This window comes from uncultured Rhodococcus sp. (genome assembly GCF_963525155.1).
GTDB lineage: Bacteria > Actinomycetota > Actinomycetes > Mycobacteriales > Mycobacteriaceae > Rhodococcus_F > Rhodococcus_F qingshengii.
This window is the reverse complement of the sequence record NZ_CAURKP010000012.1, coordinates 47,173-68,797: the sequence shown is the minus strand read 5'-3', so window position 1 is coordinate 68,797 and position 21,625 is coordinate 47,173. Positions and strand designations below refer to the sequence as shown.

Annotated in this window: 18 protein-coding genes; 10 read left to right on the top strand and 8 right to left on the bottom strand. The window is 63.0% G+C overall.

Going from position 1 to position 21,625, the window contains the following annotated elements; translation table 11 throughout:
- Window positions 1-94 precede the first annotated feature (94 nt).
- Both RWT78_RS05120 and RWT78_RS05115 read right to left on the bottom strand, forming a co-directional pair.
- A complete protein-coding gene (locus RWT78_RS05120) occupies window positions 95-1,573 on the bottom strand; it encodes an amidase (protein WP_047270153.1) in 1,479 nt (492 codons plus the stop codon).
- A gap of 125 nt (window positions 1,574-1,698) precedes the next feature.
- On the bottom strand, window positions 1,699-2,808 hold the full coding sequence (locus RWT78_RS05115; protein ID WP_007735206.1) for a ring-opening amidohydrolase: 1,110 nt from the start codon (window positions 2,806-2,808) through the stop codon (window positions 1,699-1,701).
- Between the two features lie 223 nt (window positions 2,809-3,031).
- On the opposite strand from RWT78_RS05115, the gene upp reads away from it, so the two are divergent.
- The 4 genes from upp (at window position 3,032) to RWT78_RS05095 (ending at window position 8,469) form a co-directional block, all read left to right on the top strand.
- A complete protein-coding gene (upp, locus tag RWT78_RS05110; RefSeq protein ID WP_007735207.1) occupies window positions 3,032-3,655 on the top strand; it encodes a uracil phosphoribosyltransferase in 624 nt (207 codons plus the stop codon).
- A 92-nt stretch (window positions 3,656-3,747) separates the two neighbouring features.
- Window positions 3,748-5,445 (top strand): PucR family transcriptional regulator, encoded by a 1,698-nt coding sequence (locus tag RWT78_RS05105; RefSeq protein ID WP_003946020.1) that lies wholly within the window; start codon window positions 3,748-3,750, stop codon window positions 5,443-5,445.
- A 289-nt stretch (window positions 5,446-5,734) separates the two neighbouring features.
- Window positions 5,735-6,961 carry a CaiB/BaiF CoA-transferase family protein gene (locus tag RWT78_RS05100; protein ID WP_037132549.1) on the top strand — a complete coding sequence of 409 codons (1,227 nt, stop codon included), beginning with the start codon at window positions 5,735-5,737 and terminating at the stop codon, window positions 6,959-6,961.
- Window positions 6,958-8,469: a carboxyl transferase domain-containing protein gene (locus tag RWT78_RS05095; RefSeq protein ID WP_003945996.1), complete on the top strand. Its 1,512-nt coding sequence runs from the start codon at window positions 6,958-6,960 to the stop codon at window positions 8,467-8,469. The genes RWT78_RS05100 and RWT78_RS05095 overlap by 4 nt, the downstream gene beginning before the upstream one ends.
- Before the next feature lie 87 nt (window positions 8,470-8,556).
- Here RWT78_RS05095 and RWT78_RS05090 read toward each other — a convergent pair whose 3' ends face one another.
- From RWT78_RS05090 to RWT78_RS05080, 3 genes are all read right to left on the bottom strand, one after another.
- A complete protein-coding gene (locus RWT78_RS05090) occupies window positions 8,557-9,990 on the bottom strand; it encodes a uracil-xanthine permease family protein (protein ID WP_003946008.1) in 1,434 nt (477 codons plus the stop codon).
- A 148-nt stretch (window positions 9,991-10,138) separates the two neighbouring features.
- Window positions 10,139-11,782, bottom strand: a complete 1,644-nt coding sequence (locus RWT78_RS05085) for a PucR family transcriptional regulator (protein WP_003945987.1) — start codon at window positions 11,780-11,782, stop codon at window positions 10,139-10,141.
- 102 nt (window positions 11,783-11,884) lie between these two features.
- A complete protein-coding gene (locus tag RWT78_RS05080; protein ID WP_054187262.1) occupies window positions 11,885-13,000 on the bottom strand; it encodes an XdhC family protein in 1,116 nt (371 codons plus the stop codon).
- A 282-nt stretch (window positions 13,001-13,282) separates the two neighbouring features.
- Between RWT78_RS05080 and RWT78_RS05075 the strand changes: the two genes are divergently transcribed.
- From RWT78_RS05075 to RWT78_RS05065, 3 genes are read left to right on the top strand one after another with little or no spacing between them, the layout of a single operon-like run.
- Window positions 13,283-14,470, top strand: coding sequence for a CaiB/BaiF CoA-transferase family protein (locus RWT78_RS05075; RefSeq protein WP_003946016.1), 1,188 nt, complete (start codon window positions 13,283-13,285; stop codon window positions 14,468-14,470).
- A 43-nt stretch (window positions 14,471-14,513) separates the two neighbouring features.
- Window positions 14,514-15,173 (top strand): TetR/AcrR family transcriptional regulator, encoded by a 660-nt coding sequence (locus RWT78_RS05070; RefSeq protein WP_003946066.1) that lies wholly within the window; start codon window positions 14,514-14,516, stop codon window positions 15,171-15,173.
- Complete coding sequence (locus RWT78_RS05065; protein WP_007735215.1) at window positions 15,170-15,829, top strand: enoyl-CoA hydratase-related protein; 660 nt, start codon at window positions 15,170-15,172, stop codon at window positions 15,827-15,829. Before RWT78_RS05070 ends, RWT78_RS05065 begins: the two co-directional genes overlap by 4 nt.
- Here the strand turns inward: RWT78_RS05065 and RWT78_RS05060 are convergent.
- Window positions 15,797-16,342, bottom strand: a complete 546-nt coding sequence (locus tag RWT78_RS05060; RefSeq protein WP_254593812.1) for a hypothetical protein — start codon at window positions 16,340-16,342, stop codon at window positions 15,797-15,799. The genes RWT78_RS05065 and RWT78_RS05060 overlap by 33 nt on opposite strands.
- A 97-nt stretch (window positions 16,343-16,439) precedes the next feature.
- Between RWT78_RS05060 and RWT78_RS05055 the strand changes: the two genes are divergently transcribed.
- Window positions 16,440-17,171 carry an MBL fold metallo-hydrolase gene (locus RWT78_RS05055; RefSeq protein ID WP_314674377.1) on the top strand — a complete coding sequence of 244 codons (732 nt, stop codon included), beginning with the start codon at window positions 16,440-16,442 and terminating at the stop codon, window positions 17,169-17,171.
- Here the strand turns inward: RWT78_RS05055 and RWT78_RS05050 are convergent.
- Window positions 17,163-18,554 carry an amidase gene (locus tag RWT78_RS05050; protein WP_312638173.1) on the bottom strand — a complete coding sequence of 464 codons (1,392 nt, stop codon included), beginning with the start codon at window positions 18,552-18,554 and terminating at the stop codon, window positions 17,163-17,165. The genes RWT78_RS05055 and RWT78_RS05050 overlap by 9 nt on opposite strands.
- Window positions 18,555-18,704: 150 nt before the next feature.
- A complete protein-coding gene (locus tag RWT78_RS05045; protein WP_007735219.1) occupies window positions 18,705-19,016 on the bottom strand; it encodes a helix-turn-helix transcriptional regulator in 312 nt (103 codons plus the stop codon).
- Between the two features lie 91 nt (window positions 19,017-19,107).
- Here RWT78_RS05045 and RWT78_RS05040 point away from each other — a divergent pair, with 91 nt between their 5' ends.
- The gene (locus tag RWT78_RS05040) at window positions 19,108-20,166 is read left to right on the top strand and encodes an SDR family oxidoreductase (protein ID WP_042926153.1); all 1,059 of its coding nucleotides are present in this window, start codon (window positions 19,108-19,110) and stop codon (window positions 20,164-20,166) included.
- A gap of 139 nt (window positions 20,167-20,305) precedes the next feature.
- Window positions 20,306-21,604, top strand: a complete 1,299-nt coding sequence (locus tag RWT78_RS05035; protein WP_314674368.1) for a T3SS (YopN, CesT) and YbjN peptide-binding chaperone 1 — start codon at window positions 20,306-20,308, stop codon at window positions 21,602-21,604.
- Window positions 21,605-21,625 lie beyond the last annotated feature (21 nt).

The following is a 21,625-nucleotide window of genomic DNA, read 5'->3' as shown; positions in this document are numbered from 1 at the left end:
GTTCTTCTCCACAGCGCCCATGTCCGCGAACCCGTGCCACAATGCCGAAGCCATCGTCTCTCTCTCCCAACTGGATACGTTCGAAATAGATCGGTCAGTTCACGCGGAGTGCGGGCGGAAGAACCCGCTCGACCCACTGGGTTGCCTGCTCGAATGCGTAGGCGAGTTGGAGTACGTCCAAGTCGGCTCCGTGCCGACCGATGATCTGGATACCCATGGGAAGCGAACGATCGTCGAAGCCGACCGGCATCCCCGCAACCGGAACCCCGGCCATCGTCCAGGGAACAACCGTCTCCATCCACCGGTGATACGTGTCCATCGATCGGCCGTCGACGGTCTCGGGCCAGTGAGTGTTCTTGTCGAAAGGAAACACCTGGGCACTGGGCGCAAGAATGTAGTCGTAGGTTTCGAACATCTTGGTAATGGCCGACAGCCAGCCGTTGCGGGCCTCCGCGGCCTTGGTCACGTCGAGAGCCGACAGTGTGACCGCGTGCTCGAGTTCCCACAACAGTTCGGGCTTCATCAACTCGCGCAAGCTCGGATCGTTGTACTGATCGATCAAGCCGAGCTGTGCCCACCAACGCCACCGCAAGAACAGTTGCCAGATGTCCTCGGGTTTGAAGTCGGGAAGCGCCGCCTCGACGCGGCACCCCAACTGTTCGAAGACCTCGAACGAGGATTCGCACAACTCGAGAACTCCAGGTTCGGTTGCCAGGTAACCGTTCCAGTCACCGACCCATGCGATCCGAGAGCCCTTCAGATCCCGTGCGAGGCTTTCGGTGAACACAGCGGGATTCTCACGAATCCCCAACGGTGCATAAGCATCCGGCCCCGCCATCGTGGAAAGCAGGTGAGCCACGTCGGTGACGGTTCGGCCCATCGGACCCACAACAGCGCCCTGAGCGATGAATCCCGTCTCCGGTATCCGACCCCAGGAAGGTCGAAACCCAACAACGTTGTTGAACGCCGACGGGTTTCGGAGCGAACCCATGTAATCGCTTCCATCAGCCACCGGCAGCATGCGAAGCGCCAACGACGCTGCGGCGCCACCGCTGCTACCGCCGGCAGTGCGCGAATTGTCGTACGGCGACACCGTCGTACCCCACACCGGGTTGTACGTCTGGGATCCGAGTCCGAACTCCGGTGTGTTCGTCTTGCCGATCACAATGGCACCGGCAGACCTGATCCGCTTGACGAACAGTTCGTCATCTTCGGCGATTCGATCCGCGAACATCGGCGACCCGGACGTGAACGGCAGACCCTTGGCTGCCGAAAGATCCTTCACCGCATGCGGAAACCCGTGCATCCAACCGAGATACTCCCCACTCGCCAACTGCGAATCACGCTCGCGCGCCTCCGCCGTCAACGCTTCCCGATCCCGCAATGCGACGATCGCGTTCACCGCCGGGTTATGTAATTCGATCTGATCGAGGAAGCTGTCCATCACCTCGACACACGACACTTCACGCCTGCGTATCAGACCACTGAGCGTGACCGCATCGGCCATGACGAGTTCGCGATTCTCGGGCGCACCGGAAACGCTCTCGTCGACAGGGTCAGCAGCATGAACCATCGTGAATCCTTTCAAGCAGTGAAGTGGGGTACGCCGCGGCGGACTCGCCGACACCGGCAACTGATTCGAGGACGAATTGCCGGTGGCGGCGCGACTGTCGAGGTTTCCAGCGAGGTTCTTGCCTACTACTGACCGAGATCGACGATGGCAGCGACTGGGCCGCCGCCCTCGGGACCCTGGTGCGCTGCCGATACCGAGACGAACACTGCCGGATCGCCGGTGACAGCTGCCGTGACTCCGCCGACACACGACTTGATCTGGCGGTGCCAGTGCACGTCGGAGTCGTCGAGCATCGCATTACGACGGCCACGGACCGTTCCGTCCTGACTGGCCTCGCACTTCAAGAACACGTTGACGAGTTGACCGTCCAGGTCGCTCGAGTGCGGCCGCTCCGGAAGTTCGAGTCCGGCGTCACGGATCGCCGCCCAGATGCCGTCCTGGTCGAGCGGATCCTTCATCACGCTGTGGCCGATCCGGTAGCGTCCGCCGACGCCGCGTGCGTTACCGACGACGACGATCTGCGCGCGGTCCAACTCGACGCCGGACGAGCAGGATGCGACAGAGGAGAAGAGTTCGCGGCTGTGCATGACATCCTCGTCGGTCGGCATGTCGATTTCGCCGAGCGCAACCGCGATCCCCAGAGCCGTTCCGCCGTTGGACAGGTCCATCGACTCATGAGTCTGTTCGGTCCACACAGTCTTGCCGCGGCTCTTGGCGTCACGGATGGTGTGAATTGTCAGCAACGGAGTCTTGGTCTGTACGTAGTGCACGTCGGCGGGATCGGTGATGCCGGCATTGGCCATCGCGTCTTTCACTGCCGCAGCAACTTTGGTGATCATGGCCGTACGGCCGATGTCCTCGGGCAGCAGTTGCTCACTCATGGCGACACCCACGGTCAGTCGCGGCTCGTCGGTCTTGGTGACCTTGTCTGCCGGCACGGTCGCGAAGATCGTCGCGTGCGGGCTGATCACGCCGTCCGTGCCGCCGGACCAGACGATCGGCACCTCCGCCACTTCTTCGGGGCTGCGATTACCCTTGGCGGAGAGAACCTCTCGGAACGCTCGGTCCGCGATGATGCGCGTGTAGTCGTTGACGCCGCCGTTACCCTCGGTTTTGCCGATGACTGCAATGACGCGGTCGGCCTCGAGGACACCGTCGTCGATCAGCTTGGCGAGCTCACTGGCGTCGGAGACGCTGTGTAGCGGAACCTTACGGACCTCGATTGCTTCGGGCATTGGCATCTCCTTGTATAGGGAATCGTGGAGGCAAAATTGGGCCTTGACAGCTCCGGGCGCTCAGTCCAGCCGAGCGGTTCGGAACTGCCGTGTCGACCACGCTATGACGACTCGAACCCATCGGCATCGTCAATACTTGCCCAAACGAAAACCGCGATTGGTTATTTCGACTCCGATTCACCGGTTGTGCGCCGCCCCATCGGTTCTCACTTACGATTCGACCATGGACACCACTGTTGTCGACCATCCGCTGGCGGCATCGCTGCTCACGACCATGCGCGACGCTCGCAGCGACAACGCAACGTTCCGGTCCGCCTTGCGCAGACTGACCCATATGTTGGTCTACGAGGCCATGCGCGGCGCAGAACTGGAACAGTTCGACATCGAGACGCCAGTTGCTCCGACGCTGGGGGTGCGGCTGGCGAATCCACCGCTCCTGGTCCCGGTCTTGCGAGCGGGCCTCGGCATGGTCGAACAGGCGAGTGCCCTTATTCCGCAGGCAGGCGTCGGTTTCGTGGGAATGGCACGAGACGAGAAGACACACCAGCCGGTTCCGTATCTCGAGTCCCTGCCCGCTGATCTGTCGAGCACCCCCGTCTACGTCCTCGATCCGATGTTGGCGACCGGTGGATCCATCGTCCGCACAATCGATCTGCTCATTGCACGCGGAGCCACCGATGTGACTGCAATATGTGTCGTCGTGGCTCCGGAAGGGATCGAAGCACTGAAGAACTCCGGACATCCGGTCCGGCTCCTCACAGCGAGCATCGACGACGGCCTGAACGAAAATGCTTTCCTGATACCTGGACTCGGAGACGCGGGCGATCGCCAATTCGGGCCGCGGTAGTTGGCAGACATACGGAGAACCGCTCATTTCGAGAGGCTATTTTCGTCAACTGTTGACAATGTTCGTCGCGTGATCGAGCGTAGTCTCGCGACATGGATAGATCTGCCAAATATTCGAGCGAAGAGCTTCAACATTTGCCAGAAGGTGGCGACTACAGACTCACAGTTCGGGATGTCCTCGAGCTGCCCAGTCTGCGTGGAGCCGAAGTCCTTGCCGGGCACGGGGGCTTACGCCACCTCGTTCAATCGGTGAACGTGATGGAAGTACCGGACATCCTCGCTTGGGTGAAGCCGAACGAGTTGTTGGTGACAACCGGGTTCCCGCTGCGCTACGGGCGAACCGGCGAGCTTCTCGACGACACAGATCTCAGTGACCTCGTCGACGGTCTTGCACGTCGAGGAGTCGCGGCACTTGCCGTGAAAACGGGCCGTTATCTCGACGAGCTGCCCGAGGCGATGCTGCACATGGCAGAGCAGCGAGGGCTTCCGCTGTTGGTTCTTCCCGTCACCGCGGGATTCGACGAGGTGATCTCGGAGGTCTTCACCAAGTTGGTGGCGAAGCAGTCCGCGGCACTCGACATTGCCGATCGACTTCACCGCTCGTTGACGTCGATCGTCTTGGAAGGTGGCGATCTACCTCAGATTGCCGCGGAATTCGCCGCGCTTTTCGACGTCAGCGTTCTGATCTGCTCGCCGGACGGAAGGGTATTGACCGAGGCCGGGGATTCAGCCGCGCTGAACGCGCTTCCGTTGTTCGAAAGCACCGGTCGGTTCCTGACCGAGCGGGTCGCCGTCGGTTTACAGAACGCACCCAAGGGATTTCCCGGCCAGTTGGCGCTCACCCGAGTGGTGGCCGGCGGCACCGACCACGGCCGGATGGTGGCGTACGCCGGCACCCACGAACTCGGCGCAGTTGTCGTTCAAGCGCTGGAGCGAGCGGCCACCGTTGCCGCGCTGGCCGTCACCAAACAGCTGGCAGTTGCGGCAGTGGAATCCAAGTTCCGCGGCGACTTCCTCCGTGACGCACTGATAGGCGAAGCCGGCTCGCCTGCGGAAGTGAGCGCGCACTTCACCCAGTTGGGGTGGGATGTCACTCGTCCACTTGCCGTTGTGGTTGCAGAACTCGACGTCGATCACCCGGAATCCCAGCACGCGAATTCCACTCGCACGGACCAAGATCGACTCAGCGACGGCTGGCAACAAGTGGTCCGAACACACGAGCGGACGGCGCCGTCCGTCGGGTTTCGACACGAGGTGGTCACGCTTTTCCCGACCAGCACCGACCGTGCGGTTCGGGACATCGAAGGGTTGGTGCGCAAGGTTGCCGGCGATCGCACCAGCGGCCGCCGATCCTTCAGCACGGGAGTGAGCCGGGTGATCTACTCCCTGGCCGATCTACCCGCGGCCTACGACCAAGCCTGTACAGCCGTGGTCGTCGGCCGACGTATCAACGGGCCGGGGCAGATCGCACACTTCGACGAACTCGGTGTACACCGACTCCTCTCGCTCCAGACGGACAAGAGCGAACTGCGTTCGTTCACCGATGACGTTCTGAAGTCCTTGTCGGCGGACAACGCCGAAGCCGCTGACCTGCGTCTGACACTCCAGACCCTGCTCGACTGCAATTGCAATGTCGCCGAGGCCTCCCGGGCGCTGCACATGCACTACAACACTTTGCGTTACAGAATCGGAAAGCTGGAGAGCGTCGTCGGATCGTTCACCGACGACCCCGTCCTTCGATTGAACGTCTCACTCGCCCTGCAGGTCATGAAGATGCACGAAATGTCATGACTTCGCACGATATGAGCTGACAGAACGTCCCGATAACGGTTCGATACAACCGCAATCGCGCGGCCCGGTGAGCATTCGTCACTTCTTACCCACCACTGACACCCGTCGTCGGCAAGGTTACCCATGTGCCGTTCACCGGTGCCCGCTTACGGTTCGAAAGACGGGCCGCACATACCTCCTTCAGTGGCCCTGGCCGGTTTCTCGGTCCAGCGGACCGGAGTCGACCGAACTACGGAGGCCTCAACCACCAACTGGCTCAGCCAATTACACCAGAACACGGCGGTGCGACATGAACTCGACTTCGAAGCCTCACAACACAAGTGCTCGTAGTGGTCCGTTACACGACGTGATAGTCGTCGACCTCACGCGCGCACTCGCGGGTCCTCACGCGGCAATGATGCTCGGTGATCTGGGTGCCGACGTGATCAAGGTCGAATCACCTCACGGCGGCGACGACACCCGAGGGTGGGGGCCGCCTTTTGTGGAGCCCCCGTTGGAACCACCGAACACGCAACGGGAATCGACGTATTTTCTGTCCACGAACCGGAACAAGAAGTCGATCACGCTCGATCTGAAATCCGACAGTGGGCGCGCGACCCTCGAAGATCTCGTCTGCCGCGCCGATGTTCTCATGGAGAACTTCCGCACCGGAGTTCTCGATCGACTCGGATTCTCGACCGAGCGGCTGGCCGAACTCAATCCTCGACTGATCGTTCTGTCCATCAGCGGTTTCGGCCACGACGGCCCGGAAGGCGGTCGCGCCGGCTACGACCAGATCGCCCAGGGGGAAGCCGGACTCATGTCGCTGACCGGCTCGAGTCCGGACGACGTTCAACGAGTCGGAGTTCCGATCGCCGATCTTCTCGCCGGAATGTACGGGGCGTTCGGTGTCGTCGCGGCTTTGAAGGAACGCGAGCAGACGGGGAGAGGCCGCGTTGTCCGAACGTCGCTCTTGGCCAGCGTGGTCGGTGTTCACGCGTTTCAAGGAACGAAGTGGACCGTCGCCGGCGAGGTAGGCACGGCGCAGGGCAACCACCATCCCTCCATCGCACCGTACGGACTCTTTCGTACCGGCGATGGCGCAGTGCAGATCTCGGTCGGCAGCGAAAGCCTGTGGAGAAGATTCTGCGAAGGATTCGACCTCGACCCTGACGCCCCGGGTATGGCAACAAACGCCGAACGCGTCGAAAATCATTTCCAGGTCGTCGAATTGATCGAACGTACCTTCAAGCCGTACTCGCGTGACGAGCTTCTGACCGAACTCGACCGCATCGGAGTACCGGCAGGACGGGTTCGGACGATCTCCGAAGTGTACGAATGGGAGCAGACCCGATCACAGGGATTGCTCGTCGACGTCGACCACAGCACGCTCGGAAACATCACACTGCCCGGTCCACCGCTGCGATTTTTCGATCCGGACGGAACCGAAGTGACGGAGACCCGCCACACTGCACCTCCGGTTCTCGGTGAAGACACTGACGAAATCATGTCGTGGCTACAAGGATTCACCCGATGAACCGCCTGACGGCTCGCGACTTGCTCGACCTGGTGATCGATGCCGGCACCTGGGAGTCGTGGGATACCCCTCCGATTCCCGTCGCGACCGACTCCGACTACGCCGAAGCACTTCTGCGGGCCCAGGAGAAGACCGGGCTCGACGAATCCGTCCTGACCGGAAGCGCCTCCGTCCGAGGCCGCCGTGTGGCAATCATCGTCTGCGAGTTCGGTTTTCTCGGCGGATCGATCGGCGTGGCGGCGGGAGAACGCCTCGTCGTCGCCATCCGTCGAGCCACCCAAGAGCACCTGCCCCTTCTTGCGCTTCCCACGTCCGGGGGAACGCGCATGCAGGAGGGGACGACGGCGTTTTTGCAGATGGTCAAGATCACCGCGGCGCTCATCAAGCACAAAGAAGCGCACCTGCCCTACATCGTCTATCTCCGAAACCCCACCACCGGAGGCGTATTCGCGTCCTGGGGATCACTCGGTCACGTGACGATCGCGGAACCGGGGGCCCTCGTCGGATTCCTCGGCCCTCGAGTGTTCGAGGCCTTGTACAACTCACCTTTCCCCGCCGGTGTCCAGACAGCGGAGAACCTTCACGAGCACGGACTCATCGATGCAGTGAGGCCGCCAGACCAGCTCGCCGAAATCGTCGAACGCGCATTGCGCATCATCACCGGGGCGCATCGTGGGCACCTACTGCCCAGTGACCCGTGCTCGTACGATTGCCCACCCGATACGTCAGCCTGGGAATCCGTCGTCGCATCCCGACGCGAAGACCGACCTGGGATTCGTGAAGTGCTGCTCAATTCCGCTTCGGACATGCTCCCGCTCAACGGAACCGGCCAAGGCGAGAACGATCCCGGCATCATGCTCGCACTCGTCCGCTTCGGCGACATGCCCTGCGTCCTTCTCGGACAGGACCGGCGCGGACAGACTGCTCACTCCCCACTCGGCCCCGGCGCTCTGCGGGAGGCTCGGCGAGGTATGCGGCTGGCCGCAGAACTCGACCTGCCGTTGGTGACGATCATCGACACAGCGGGCGCGGCACTGTCGAAGGAGGCCGAAGAAGGCGGACTGGCGGGCGAGATCGCTCGGTGCATAGCCGACATGATTTCACTCGAGGTCCCCACCATTTCCCTCCTGCTCGGGCAGGGCACGGGCGGCGGCGCCCTGGCACTGATTCCGGCCGATCGAGTGCTGGCGGCCCGCCACGGTTGGCTCTCGCCCTTACCTCCCGAAGGTGCGAGCGCGATCATGTTCCACGACATCACGCACGCGCCGGACATGGCAGCCAGTCAAGGGATCAGGTCCTTCGATCTGCTCGCGGGCGGCATCGTCGATCGGGTCATCCCCGAATTTCCCGATGCCGCGGACGAATCCGCCGCCTTCTGCACTCGCGTCGGAGCGGTACTGCACTACGAGCTGAGCGTGCTCAGTGCTACCGATGCGACTGAACGGCTCAACACCCGCACCGAACGCATCGACCGTATCGGCCTGGTCGAAGCCAGTACCTCCGTCTGATCGATCAGTACCCAGAACACCGGAAAGGCCGGACATCCTCCGCGGAGGATGTCCGGCCTTCGTCGATCGAGCACACTCAGCCAAGCGTCACGTGAGTTGCTTGGCGGGTTCCTCCCGATCGCCGCCGGGAGTCTTCGAATCCGGCTTGTTCGGTTCCGGATTCTTCGCATTCAGCTCCGGGTTCTTCGAACCGATGAACTGGCACAGGTGGTACATCCCGATCACGACGATGGTGCCGAGCGCGATACCGCTGAGCGAGAACGTGTCACTGAACTTCAGGGCCGTGTCGCCGATACCGATGATCAGACCGGCCGCGATCGGCATCAGGTTGAGCGGATTGCCGAAGTCGACGCCGTTCTCCTTCCAGATCTTGGCGCCGAGCAGACCGATCATGCCGTAGAGCACCACGGTGATTCCGCCGAGAACACCGCCGGGCGTCGCCGAGATGACGGCACCGAACTTGGGGGAGAAGCCGAGCATCATGGCGACGATGCCGGCAACCGCGTAGGCGGCGGTGGAGTACACACGGGTCGCTGCCATGACACCGATGTTCTCGGCGTACGTCGTGGTGGGCGAACCGCCGACGCTGCTGGCGATAGCGGTGGCGAAACCGTCACCGGCGAGCGCACGTCCCATGTACGGGTCGAGGTCGTCCCCGGTCATCTCGGCCACGGCCTTGACGTGGCCCGCGTTCTCCGCGATCAACGCGATGACACCCGGAAGGACCAGGATGATGAACGTGAGGCTGAACGACGGAGCGTGGATGCCGACGATTCCGTTGGCCTCGTCCGAGAACGGAGGAAGCCCGAACCACGACGCCGACTGCACCGAATCCCAGTTGACGCGGAAGTGCTCGGTGATCTGACCGGTGCCTGCGTCGTAGGAGGTGATCGTCCCCGAGACCCGGTCGAGGATCCAGGAGAGGACGTAGCCGAAGATCAGCGCCAGGAAGATGGCGATGCGCGCCATGAAGCCGCGTAGCGCGATACTCATGACGATCAGGGCCACCATGACGATCAGGGCCACCCACTGGTCCTGCGGCCAGTACAGCCCCGCGACGACGGGTGCCAGGTTGAATCCGATCAACATCACCACCGCGCCGGTCACCACCGGGGGAAGAACCTTGAATACGACCCGGCCACCGAGGAAGTGGATCGCGATACCGATGGCCGCCAGGACGAGTCCGGACACCAGGATCGCGCCGGTCACCTCGGCGGACGTTCCGCCCTGGGCGCGAATGGCGGCGATACCACCGACAAAGGCCGCCGACGTTCCGAGGTAGCTGGGAATGCGTCCCTTGACCACCAGCAGGAAGAAGAGCGTACAGAAGCCCGACATCATCACGGCAAGTTGAGGATTGAGTCCCATGATGATCGGGAACACGAACGTCGCGCCGAACATCGACACCACGTGCTGGCTGCCCAGCCCGATGGTTCTTCCCCAGCTGAGCCGCTCGCCGGGAGCGACCACTTCACCCGGTTTGATGTTCTTTCCATCTCCGTGCAACGTCCAAATCGGCATGATGGGACCTTTCGTGCAGAGGAAGGTGTCCGAACGCTGAGTGTGCTCCAGCTCACAAAACACCGTGACTGGAGTGAAACGCTATTACAGCGCGGGGGTATCGACGTGATGACAATCTGCCAGAACCCACCGACCCGGATTGGCAATATTAGTGATTGATGCCGCGCATCGCGGTTATCTTCAGTGCTAGAGACAGATCCAGCCGGAGTTCGGGTTGCGCCGTGAAGGGTCCCAGCATTTTCTCCAGCTTAACGACCCTGTAACGCAGTGTGTTGTAATGGAAGTGGAGCTTGCGCGCTGTCTCGGCGATGTTGATGTTGGTCGCGAGCAAGACTTCCAATGTCTTGCGCATGTCCTGCGCTTCGGCAGTTTCCTCCGTCAGTTCCCGCAGTGTCTCCCGCGCGAACGTCTCCAGCTCGTTTTCGTCCTCGACCAGACTGAGCAGTCTGTACACGCCCAGATCGTCGAACTGAGTCACCGTCCACGGACCGGAGATCCGTCGCCCGACGGTCAGTGCGGTGCGCGCCTGACTGTAGAGCGCCGGAACGGCGTCGATCGCCGCTGTCGGCCGGGACACCCCGACACTGAACGGCCTTCTCCCGCCGCCACCTTCACCGCGAACGACCGTGACGAGGTCCCGCACCAATGCCATCGTGTCGGTGCCGACGCCCATCACGATCACCGTCTCGCCCGTCAGCGCGGTCACCGCCGCACCGGGATCGCGGTGGGCGATCGCGCCGGAGAACGCCATCGCCTGGCGATCGACGACGGGCAGCCGAGCGGGCGCCGCCGAGGCCGGTTCGTCGATCGGGTCCGGCTCGATCGAGACGATCACCAGCGGGCGGTCGAAGTCCCAACCGAATGTCTTGGCATGGGAGACAACGTGATCGTGGTCCCCGGCCCGGCCGAGGAGCAGGTCGTGAACGAAGTTGGCGCGATGGCGTTCTTCCACCGACGCCACGGCTTGTTCGCGGGTGATGACCAACGCACACACCGACGCGGCCCGCTCGACCAGGTACTGGTCGTAACTCGTCATCACGCGCTCACCGGTGAACAACGCGAGACGCCCGTGGTCGATGTGATTGGCGGAAATCGCGGACACCGCGATGAATTGACCGTCGAACTCGTGCAGACCCAATCCGCCCTCGACGGTGTCGGTCCGCAGACGACCGGTGGAATCGACGGCGGGACAGGCAGACAGATGCTTGCGCTCCGCGGCGTCCCCGGCGCGGCAGATCTCGCGTCCGTCCGAGGTGGTGATCAGGGCAGCGCCCTTCATCTCCCGTGCGATGACTTCGGTCAATTGCGGGAGGCCGCCGCCGCCCATCACGACGTCGACCAGCAGCCGTCGCAAGCGCTCGGCCCCGAACATGGCGTCGATCTGGGCCGACTCCGTCTGCTCACGGTCTCTCGCCGCGGGGTGATCGCACGCACCGTGAAAAACCAGGAGCGGGAAGCCGGCGCTTTCGGCCGCGTCGACCAGTTCCGGCGCGAGAGTGTCCCCGTCTGCGCCGAATTGGACGGCAAGTGCCGCAACACCTCGGGTCGACAACCGTCCGACAAATGCTTTGAAGGTTTCGGTGACCCTGGCGAGGGTTTCCGGCGTGGTGATCAGCAACTGTCCGTGCCGCAGCCACGGTCCGATGTCCGGAACCGCCATGAATCCAACCCGGGCTACCGTCGGGTCTTCGCAGCCGCCGGCGACCTTTCGAACACCAGGAAGGAGCGGGGTTCGAAGAAGTTCGGAGAGAACAGCATTCACCTCGGATGCCGGTACGGCCGGGTTTGCCACTTGGCAGGCACCTCGATTTCATTCGGATCACGGAAGATGGTTCACGAAAGAAACGATCCTATCCCCACCGAACACAAGATGTCCGAATTCAGCGCAGTCGACTCAGGCCGTTCGATGCAGGGCGGTCGGATTCTCCTGAGGTGGCGGGTGGATCGGCCCCTGCAGATCCCGCAGTTCCAAACCGGAGGCATTGCGCAGGGTCTTGGTCATCTCGGCGAGGATCGACACTGCAGTCTCCTCCGGTGTCCTCGCGCCGAGATCCAACCCGATCGGTGAGTGCAGACGCCCCAACTCGACGTCGGTGACGCCTCGCTCCTTCAACAGCGCCACCCGACGCTCATGCGTCGCACGACTTCCCATCGCGCCGACGTACGCAGCCGGCGAACGCAGCGCGATCTCGAGCAGGGGGATGTCGAACTTCTCGTCGTGCGTGAGCACGGCCAGGACGGTTTTGTTGTCGATCGGTGCGGTTTCGAGGAACTTGTGTGGCCACATGACGACCAGATCGTGGGCGTCGGGGAAGCGCGCCCGTGTCGCGAAGACCGGCCGTGCGTCCACGACGGTCACGCGATAACCCGCAAAGGCGCCCAACGTACACATCGAGGCGGCGAAGTCGATGGCCCCGAACACGTACATCCTCGGTAGCGGCGCGAAGATCTCGACCAGCAAGTCGTGCTGCGAATCGATGAGAGTTCCCGCCGGCGCGACAAAGGCTACGGACTCACCGGTGTCCATCGTGCGCAACAGGATGGAGACCTCGTCCTCCGTGGCATCCAGATCCCCGCTGCGTCGGCCGTGCTCGACGACGAGGTGCCGCGCCGGCGCTCCCGGACGCACTTCGGTGACCACGACGACGGGCGTATCGGCCTCGATCCGTTCACAGACCTGACCGAACTCGACGAAATCGGCTCCGACAGCCTGGACGAACACTTCGATGGTTCCGCCGCAGGTCAGACCTACTCCGATGGCGTCGTCGTCGGAGACGCTGAAGACCTCGACACGGCTGGTGCCGTCGGCGAGAACCTCCTGGGCGATCTCGTACAGCGCACTCTCGATGCACCCGCCCGAGACGCTGCCGACTACCTCCCCGGAGCGTGAGACGGCCATAGAAGCACCGGGCATGCGCGGTGAGGATCGCCAGGTACGGACAACCGTCGCCAGTGCAAAATCCTCGCCGCGGGCGTGCCACTGCGCCAGCTGAGTGGAAATGTCGCGCATCGCCTCGCCTCCCGCTTGCATCGCCGTCCGTAGAGAGTTCACGGTATCGGCCCACCGCAATCCTGCCTGTCACACAATGCGCCTAAATCCGGGCCCTGCAGTTGTGCAATGTCGCCGTCGCATCACCTTGCGCTCTCGACCAGTGTTGTCACCGAGCCCAGCCGAAAGCAGGCCTGACCTTCATTCTTCCCCTCTCCGACGATCACTGCAGCGGCAATTCACGCAGATGGTGCGACGGATCGAGTGGGCGACGTTGCACACCACAGAACCGAGGTTTCCCCCATGGACCAATTGCTCAGCGGTATCAAAGTTCTCGACCTCACCCGCGCTCTCGCGGGCCCTCTGTGCACGTCGCTGCTCTCGGACTTCGGCGCCGACGTGGTCAAGGTCGAAACCCGTGGCTCCGGCGACAGTTCGCGTCAGTGGCCGCCGTTCGACGGCGATCGAAGCCTCTACTTCGCTTCCGTGAACCGCGGCAAACGGTCGATCGCCATCGACATGCGCAGTGACCGCGGGCGGAAACTGCTTCGCAGCCTGGCCCTCGACGCAGATGTGCTGGTCGAGAACTTCCGTCCGGGAGTACTGGCCGACATGGGGCTCGATCCCGACTCGCTCGAGCAGGAGAATCCAGGGCTCGTCGTGATGAGCATCAGTGGTTTCGGCCCGGTGGGCCCGGACCAGTTCGCGCCCGGACTCGATCAGGTGGCCCAGGGAATGTCCGGGCTGATGTCGGTCACCGGCGCCGGGGAACAGACCCCGATGCGGGTCGGTATCCCCATCATCGACACGGTCTCGGGCATCTACGCGGCACTGGGAATCACGGCGGCACTGGCTTCGCGCGGACGCGACGGTCGTGGGCACCGCGTGCAGACCTCGTTGCTGGAATCCGCGATCTCGATCATGACCTTCCAGGCGCAGGACTACCTGAGCACCGGGCGGGTTTCGACGCCGAACGGCAATACGCACCCGACGATCACGCCCTACGGCGCTTTCGACACTGCCGACTTCCCGATCAACATTGCCACCGGCTCGGACAAGCACTGGATCGCACTGTGCTCGGTACTCGGTGACCCCGAGCTCGCCTTCCGTACCGAATATGCCACGGGTAAAGAACGTTTGGCGCACCGAGACCAACTGACCAAAGAACTCGAGGACCTACTGACCACGAAGGGCGCGGCGCAATGGATCTCCGAGATCCGCGGTGCCGGAATCCCCTGCGGCCCGATCCATTCGATCGATCAGGTGTTCTCCGACCCGCAGGTCGAGGCATTGCAGATGGTCGAGCAGACCCAGAGCGCCGACGGAACGTCGATTCCCGTTGTCCGCGGACCGTTCTGGGTGGACGGCAAGACCCTTCCCGTCAGGAATGCGCCACCCATGACTCTCGGCGGTGACGCCGACGACGTACTCACCGACTTCGGCCTGCGCCCGGAGGAGATCGAGGATCTTCGCGCAAATTCGGTGATCTGACCGCACACTAGTAACAGAGCAGACGCTCTGTTACTGTGCGTTCATGCCTCGGCCACGCGTCCACGACCTCGACACCCTGCTCGACGCTGCCGAAAAACTTGCCGCCACTGCCGGGCCGAGCGCTGTCACGGTCCGGGCAGTCTCCGACGCCACCGGTGTATCCAACGGGGCGATCTATCACGCATTCGGCTCTCGCAGTGGACTGGTCGGTAGCGCGTGGCTGCGTGCTGCGCGACGATTTCTCGCGCTTCAACAATCGAGAGTGGACGACGCTCTCGCGGACCCGTCGCCGACTTCGGCGGTTTCCGCCGTCGTCGCGGCCGCCGAAGTTCCGGCTGTCTTCGCGCTCGACTACCCACAATCCGCGTTGCTGCTGTTGACGATCCAGCGCGACGAACTGCTCGGCACCGACGTCCCTGCCGACATCGCCGAGCAACTCACACAACTCGACCGGTCTCTGGTCGAGTTGTTCATCCGGTTGTCGACCGCGCTCTGGGGCCGCAAGGACGGCAGAGCCGTCGAGGCAATCGAGGCCTGTGTTGTCGGCCTGCCTACCGGACTGCTCATCCATCCCGCCAAACGCGCCGACGGTTGGCGAGTCCCCGACGCCGCAGCACGCGCGCGGTTGGATGCCGCCGTTCGAGCGGTTCTGCATCTCGACCCACCACTGCCCAAGCCACGCAACAGGAAAGGCCAATCATGACCGCAACTCTGCGCTTCGAAGACAAGATCGCCGTTCTCGATCTCGGCGAGGACGAGAATCGATTCTCGCCGGAGTGGCTCGATTCCGTCGACAAGCTACTCGACCAGGCTTTGAGCGAAAGCGCACATGCCCTGGTCACCACGGCGACGGGCAAGTTCTACTCCAACGGACTCGACCTCGACTGGCTGGGCGCGAACGGCGACAAGGCGAAGTGGTATGTGCAGCAGGTGCAGTCGCTGTTCGCTCGGATGCTGACGTTCCCGATGCCCACCGTCGCGGCGATCAACGGCCACGCCTTCGGAGCCGGCGCCATGCTCGGCATCGCGCACGATTACCGCGTCATGCGCGATGATCGCGGCTACTACTGCTTCCCGGAGGTGGACATCAACATCCCCTTCACCGAAGGAATGGCAGCTCTCATCCAGGCCAAGCTCAGCCCGGCGTCGGCAATCGTCGCCATGACCACGGGGCGGCGATACGGCGGAAGTGACGCATTCGCAGCCGGTTTGGTGGACTTCACCGCATCCGTCGACGCTTTGACCGCCAAGGCCATCGAAATGGTTGCACCGATCGGCCCGAAGAATGCGGGCACACTGGGGGCAATCAAGTCGACGATGTTCGCTTCAGTGGTCACCGCTCTGAACACCGACGGCTAGAAGCGACGGACTGTGTTCTCGCAGAGCCGCTTCCAGATCGTCGGCAACACTCTCGGGATCGCGGCCTTCGGTGCTCAGAACCACGTCGACTCCACTGAGCGTCGGCATCGAACCGGCCAGCAGTTGTGACGCCTCCACCAACTCGTCCAACCCGGCCCAGCCGGTCGGTTCACGCTCGATGATTCTGGTACGCAATGTATCCGGATCGGCCTCGAGGCGCGCCAGCAGGTGCCCCTCGGCGCCGGTCGCGGCCAGCAGGGCGCGCCCGTAGTCGTCGTCTTCGACGGTAGCCGTGAGGAACAGGAGTTCGTACCCCGCGTCCCGGTACGACGCGCACAACATCCCGACGTGTGCGATTGCCCGCTCGGTTCCCAGCGGCGGGTAGCACCGCTCGAGTTCGTCCACCTCGATCATCGCGTTGCTCACCCCGGCCTCGCCGAGTCGATCGTGAAGCGCGGTCAGCACGGAACTCTTCCCCGCGCCCGGCGGGCCTGTCAGCAGTAGTACGAACACGTCCTCCACTATTCCAGAGCCTTGTGCAGGCGCGGGGCGGCGAGAAGGCTGGAGAAGACAGATTGACGTGTACAACAGCCCTGATCGGAGCACAGCGATGACCACCACGATCACCGAAATCGCGCCGGACATCTACCGACTGTCGACCTTCGTGGACGAAGCGAACCTCACGATGAACCAGTTTCTCGTCGACGGCGAGGAACCCTTGCTCTTCCACACCGGGCAGCGAGCGTTGTTCACCTCGGCTTCCGACGCACTCTCCACGCTGATCGACATCGACCGTCTGAAATGGATCACGTTCGGTCACGTCGAGGCCGACGAATGCGGGTCCATGAACTCCTGGCTTGCGGCGGCCCCCGAAGCGCAAGTTGCACACGGTGCGATGGGGTGCGTCGTCCAGGTCAACGATCTGGCCGATCGGGCGCCACTTCCCTTGCAGGACGGCGACGTACTCGAAACCGGCAGCCGCCGAGTCCGGCACATCGACACCCCACACGTCCCACACGGTTGGGACGCGGGCCTGATGTTCGAGGAGACGACGTCGACGCTGTTCTGCGGAGATCTGTTCACCGCGTTCGGGCACCACCCCGCGACCACCGAGCACGAAATCGTCGGCCCCGCTTTGGAAGCCGAGGACTTGGGCCACGCCACCTGCCTCACCCCGGATCTCGAACCCACGATCCGTGCCCTGGCCGACCTCGAGCCGCGGATTCTGGCGACCATGCATGCACCGACGTACTACGGCGATTGCGTCACCACTCTTCACGACCTTGCCGACTCGTACGCAACACGTTTCGCAGCCGAAACCGAAAAATGGAAGTCAGACTAGAGCTTGCGCCTTCGACGTGATTCGCGCCGCCACGGACAGCGCAACGTGCTCGCGGAACGGTCTCGCCACCACCTGCACCCCGATCGGTAAACCGTTGCGGGAGAGTCCTACCGGAACCACGACCGACGGAAGGCCGAGCACACTGATCGCCCGGCAACTCGCGAGCGCATCCATCCATGTGAGTTTGCGACCGTCCACCTCGAAGCTCTCCACACCGAGCGGCGGAGCGAGCACCGACGCAACCGGCAGAATCAGTACGTCTCCCATCTCGCCGAGGAATTCGCTGATCAACACCGCGCGATCCGCCCACAGCGCTTCCACCTCGGCGGAACTCCGATCATGGCCTGCCGCAAGCATGGCGGTGATGTCCGCGTCGAAAGAGTGCGCTGAACCTGCGGCGAGAGAGTGGATGTCCGCGTGGGTCTCGACCGATCGCAACGCGCCGAAAAGCGCGTTGGCCCGCGGCAGAGCCAGACCGTCGTACTCGCTCGCGTCCAGGCTGATCGCCACCGTCCGAACCGCTGACCGGATTTCTTCGTCGACGGGAATCGTTCCCTCGCCGGTGGCCCAGCGGATGTCGAGGTCGTCGACGTCGACCGAATCAGGCTCGCTCCACGAGAAATGCGGCATCGACAGGACGCGCAACGCAAGCGCCGCATCACCGAGGTTGCGGGCCAATGGGCCGATGGTCTGGATCGTGCCGTGCATCGTCGCAGGGTTGGCGAGTACCCGTCCATCCGAAAGCACGCCTGGATACTGACCTTCCGGATCGACACGTCCGAGCGTCGGGCGAACCGAAGTGAGGCCGGTGCAGTGGGCGGGCCAACGCACCGAGCCACCAAAATCCGTACCGAGTCCGAGCACGCTCATTCCGGCAGCAACCGACGCGGACTCGCCGCCACTCGACCCGCCGGGGGACCGGACGACGCCGTCCGGTCGCACCGGACTGGCCGTGGTTCCGAACAGTTCGTTTCGAGTCAGGCCGCACGCGCCGAATTCCGGGGTGTTGGTCTTGCCGATCAGAATCGCACCGGCAGCCTTGAATGCCGCGACGGCCGGGGCGTCGACGGCCGGGACGTTGTCCGCCAGAGTGCGAGAACCGGCAGTGGTGCGCACGCCGGCAGTGGCGATCAGGTCCTTGACCGTGAACGGAACCCCGGCAAGGGGGCCGAGTGTCTCACCGAGAAGGCGTCGCTCGTCCAGGGCATCCGCGGCCGTGCGAGCCTCCTCGGCGCACACGGTGACCAGTGCGTTGAGTTCGACATTGCATTCGTCGACCCGTGCGAGATGTTCTTCGACGACGGTCCGCGCCGACACCTGACCCGACCGCACGGCCTCGGCGATGGATCGGGCATCACGGCCCACCCAGCTCTCACGACTCATCGCACGCCTCTCCTTGCCAGTACCCTCTGCCGAGCGTAAGGACAACGAGCAACCCGAGAAACGACCACAATGCACATACCGACGGCGCCGGCGATGTGAGGTTTTGCCACAACGTTGGCGGCCCCGGAGGGATCGGTCAGGTGCTGGTACCTACAAACCCTGCCTGATGAATGCAGCAAGCTTCTCGATCTGTTGCTCGTTTCGTTTGTAATGCCGCCACTGACCGATTCGTGTGGTGGTCACCAGATCCGCGGCCTGGAGTGCGGCCATGTACTGAGACGCCGTCGATTGCGACACCTTCGCCCTCGCTTGAATGTGCTTGAGGCACACTCCGACCTCCTCGGCAGGCTCGAGCTGAGGGGGAAAGCTCCCGGGGTCTTTCAACCACTGCAGGATTTGCACACGCATCGGGTTGGCCAGCGCCTTGAACGCCGTTTCCCACTCGGTTGTTGCGTCTTCCATGTTCGTGAGCATACCGCTAGATCGCGAAATGCCGATATGTGTGGTTCACTCACTATATCGCAACATCGCGATATACCAATGGGAGGCTGAAATGGTGCAGCACGACAAAGTGGCACTCGTGGTCGGAGCCCGAGGCGTGATCGGTGGGAACTTGATCGATCACCTCGAGTCGACCGGAGAATGGAAGATCATCGGACTCTCGCGGCGAGGCGGTACGGACACCGACCGGGTCGAACACATCGCAGTCGACCTGCTCGATCCTTACCGGACTGCAGCGGCACTGAGCGGACTGGGCGACGTCACTCACGTCTTCTACGCCGCCTATCAAGACCGCCCGACATGGGCCGAGCTGGTTCCGCCCAACTTGGCGATGCTGGTCAACACTCTCGACGCCATCGAGCCCGTTGCGGGCGGACTCGAGCACGTCAGCCTGATGCAGGGCTACAAGGTTTACGGGGCACACCTCGGACCGTTCAAAACTCCGGCCCGCGAGAGCGATCCACCGCACATGCCACCCGAGTTCAACGTCGACCAACAGCAGTTCCTCGAACGTCGGCAGCTCGGCAAGTCGTGGACATGGTCGGCGATCAGACCCTCGGTCGTCTCCGGATTCGCACTGGGTAACCCGATGAACCTCGCGATGGTCATCGCCGTCTACGCGACCATCTCGAAGAAACTGGGTGTCCCACTCCGATTCCCCGGCAAACCCGGCGCGTACACCAGCTTGATCGAGATGACCGACGCCGGACTCCTGGCCGAAGCGACGGTCTGGGCCGCGACCAACCCCGAGTGCGCAAATCAGGCGTTCAACATCAACAACGGCGACCTGTTCCGCTGGCAGGAGATGTGGCCGAAGATCGCAGCCTTCTTCGACATGGACGTCGCACCTCCGCTCCCGATGTCCCTCGATGTCGCAATGGCGGACAAGGAGTCGGTGTGGGATGAACTCGTCGAGGAACACCAACTTGCTCGGACCCCGTATTCCGATGTCTCGTCCTGGGGGTTCGGTGACTTCGTATTCGGATGGGACTACGACTTTTTCGCTGACGGATCGAAAGCTCGGCGGTTCGGATTTCACCGCCACGTCGACACCGAAGCGATGTTCCTCGACATCTTCGCCAATCTGCAGGCTCGGAAGATAATCCCCTGACTGAAACACGGTCACTCGGATCCTACGAACACTGTCACTGTCGGACCCCACGACTAACGTCGTAGGCGGGGTTTGAAAAGCAGGGGTTTCGGCGAGTCGTCGGTAGGGCCCCATGCGCCCCCGGACCAGAGGAGCGACGATGTCGGACAATACTTTCGATCTGGAAATCCTGAGTGCCTGGACTACTTTCGAGACTCATCTCGCTCGCTACATCTCCGTGATGGAGGACGACGACACCCTCGTGGTGGAGTCGCATTACGACAGCATGGACGAACTGGCCGACGCACCCGCGTGCATCCAGTTCTTCGCATGGAACCAGACCTCCGTGCGCTGTGAAGTTCCTTCCAACAGGTTTCTGCATCCACTGCGCATGCTCGAACCGGAAGACCATTCAACGCTGCTCGACATGGGGTTCAACGCTCCCGATCTGTGCGAGCACGAACCCGAGGGCAATGGGTCCATGTCCTTCTACATCGACGTCGACCGCGCTCGTCCCGAGGAGCTGGTGACAAAGGTGTTGCGCGTCTTCCGTGAAATGTGGAGCATTGCGCACCCGTCGTTCCTGCGTGCCAGCACCAGTGGGCGCAAGTCGACGCCGGCGTTCGCCACGACGCCGTCTCACGCTCCCTCGGGTTCGGGCGACATGCTGCGGATCCTGGTCGACGGGGCCGTCGAGCGCCTTCTCGGTCATCCGCCCAAGCGTGACGACGACGGCGACATCCCGCTGGTCCGCGGTGAGCAGGTCACCTATGTTCGTGTCCTCGAGGACGACGAGTACGTGGAGGTGTTCTCGCGGGTCGTGCATTCGGTGGAGAACCTCGAGAACGCTGCTGTAATTCTTGCTCAGCTCAATCGGCAATGGCCGACCATCAAGCTCATTCTCGTCGAGCAGAGTGTGCTGGGCGTGGTCCGCGTGGACGGCGCACCCTTCGTCGCCGAGCACCTGCTGCGGGCTCTGCGCTCGTTCGCCGAACTGGCCGAAGCATCCGACGAACTCGCCGAAGAACTGGGCGGGCAACCCATCCGCGCAACCGGAGACACCGCCTTCAACGACGGCATGGCCTCCGAGCACGAAGATCCCGGTGCCGAATACGAGTCGCACGAGTGCCACGAATTTCCGCCGGCTCTCATGGCGCTCCTCGAACTCGACGCAGACGGAACGGGCGAGCTCAGCGCCGAAGAGGTTGCCGTGATCTGTGAGCACGACCGCGACACCATTCTCGACTACCTGCGGATCAGCCAGGAGCAGGAGACTGCCTGGCACGAGGCGTTGACCGAGTCCATCCGCCGCAAGGACGACGACACCGACCTGTGTGCGGGCGAGAAGCGCGCGTGGACGCACGCGATCCGCAACCTCAGGCGCGGACTGCGCGTCGTCGTACTGCCCGCCAAGGATGCAGCGCCCACCCAACTCGGTCTCTTCGACGATCAGGCCTGAGAACCGGAAATCGAGCGCTGC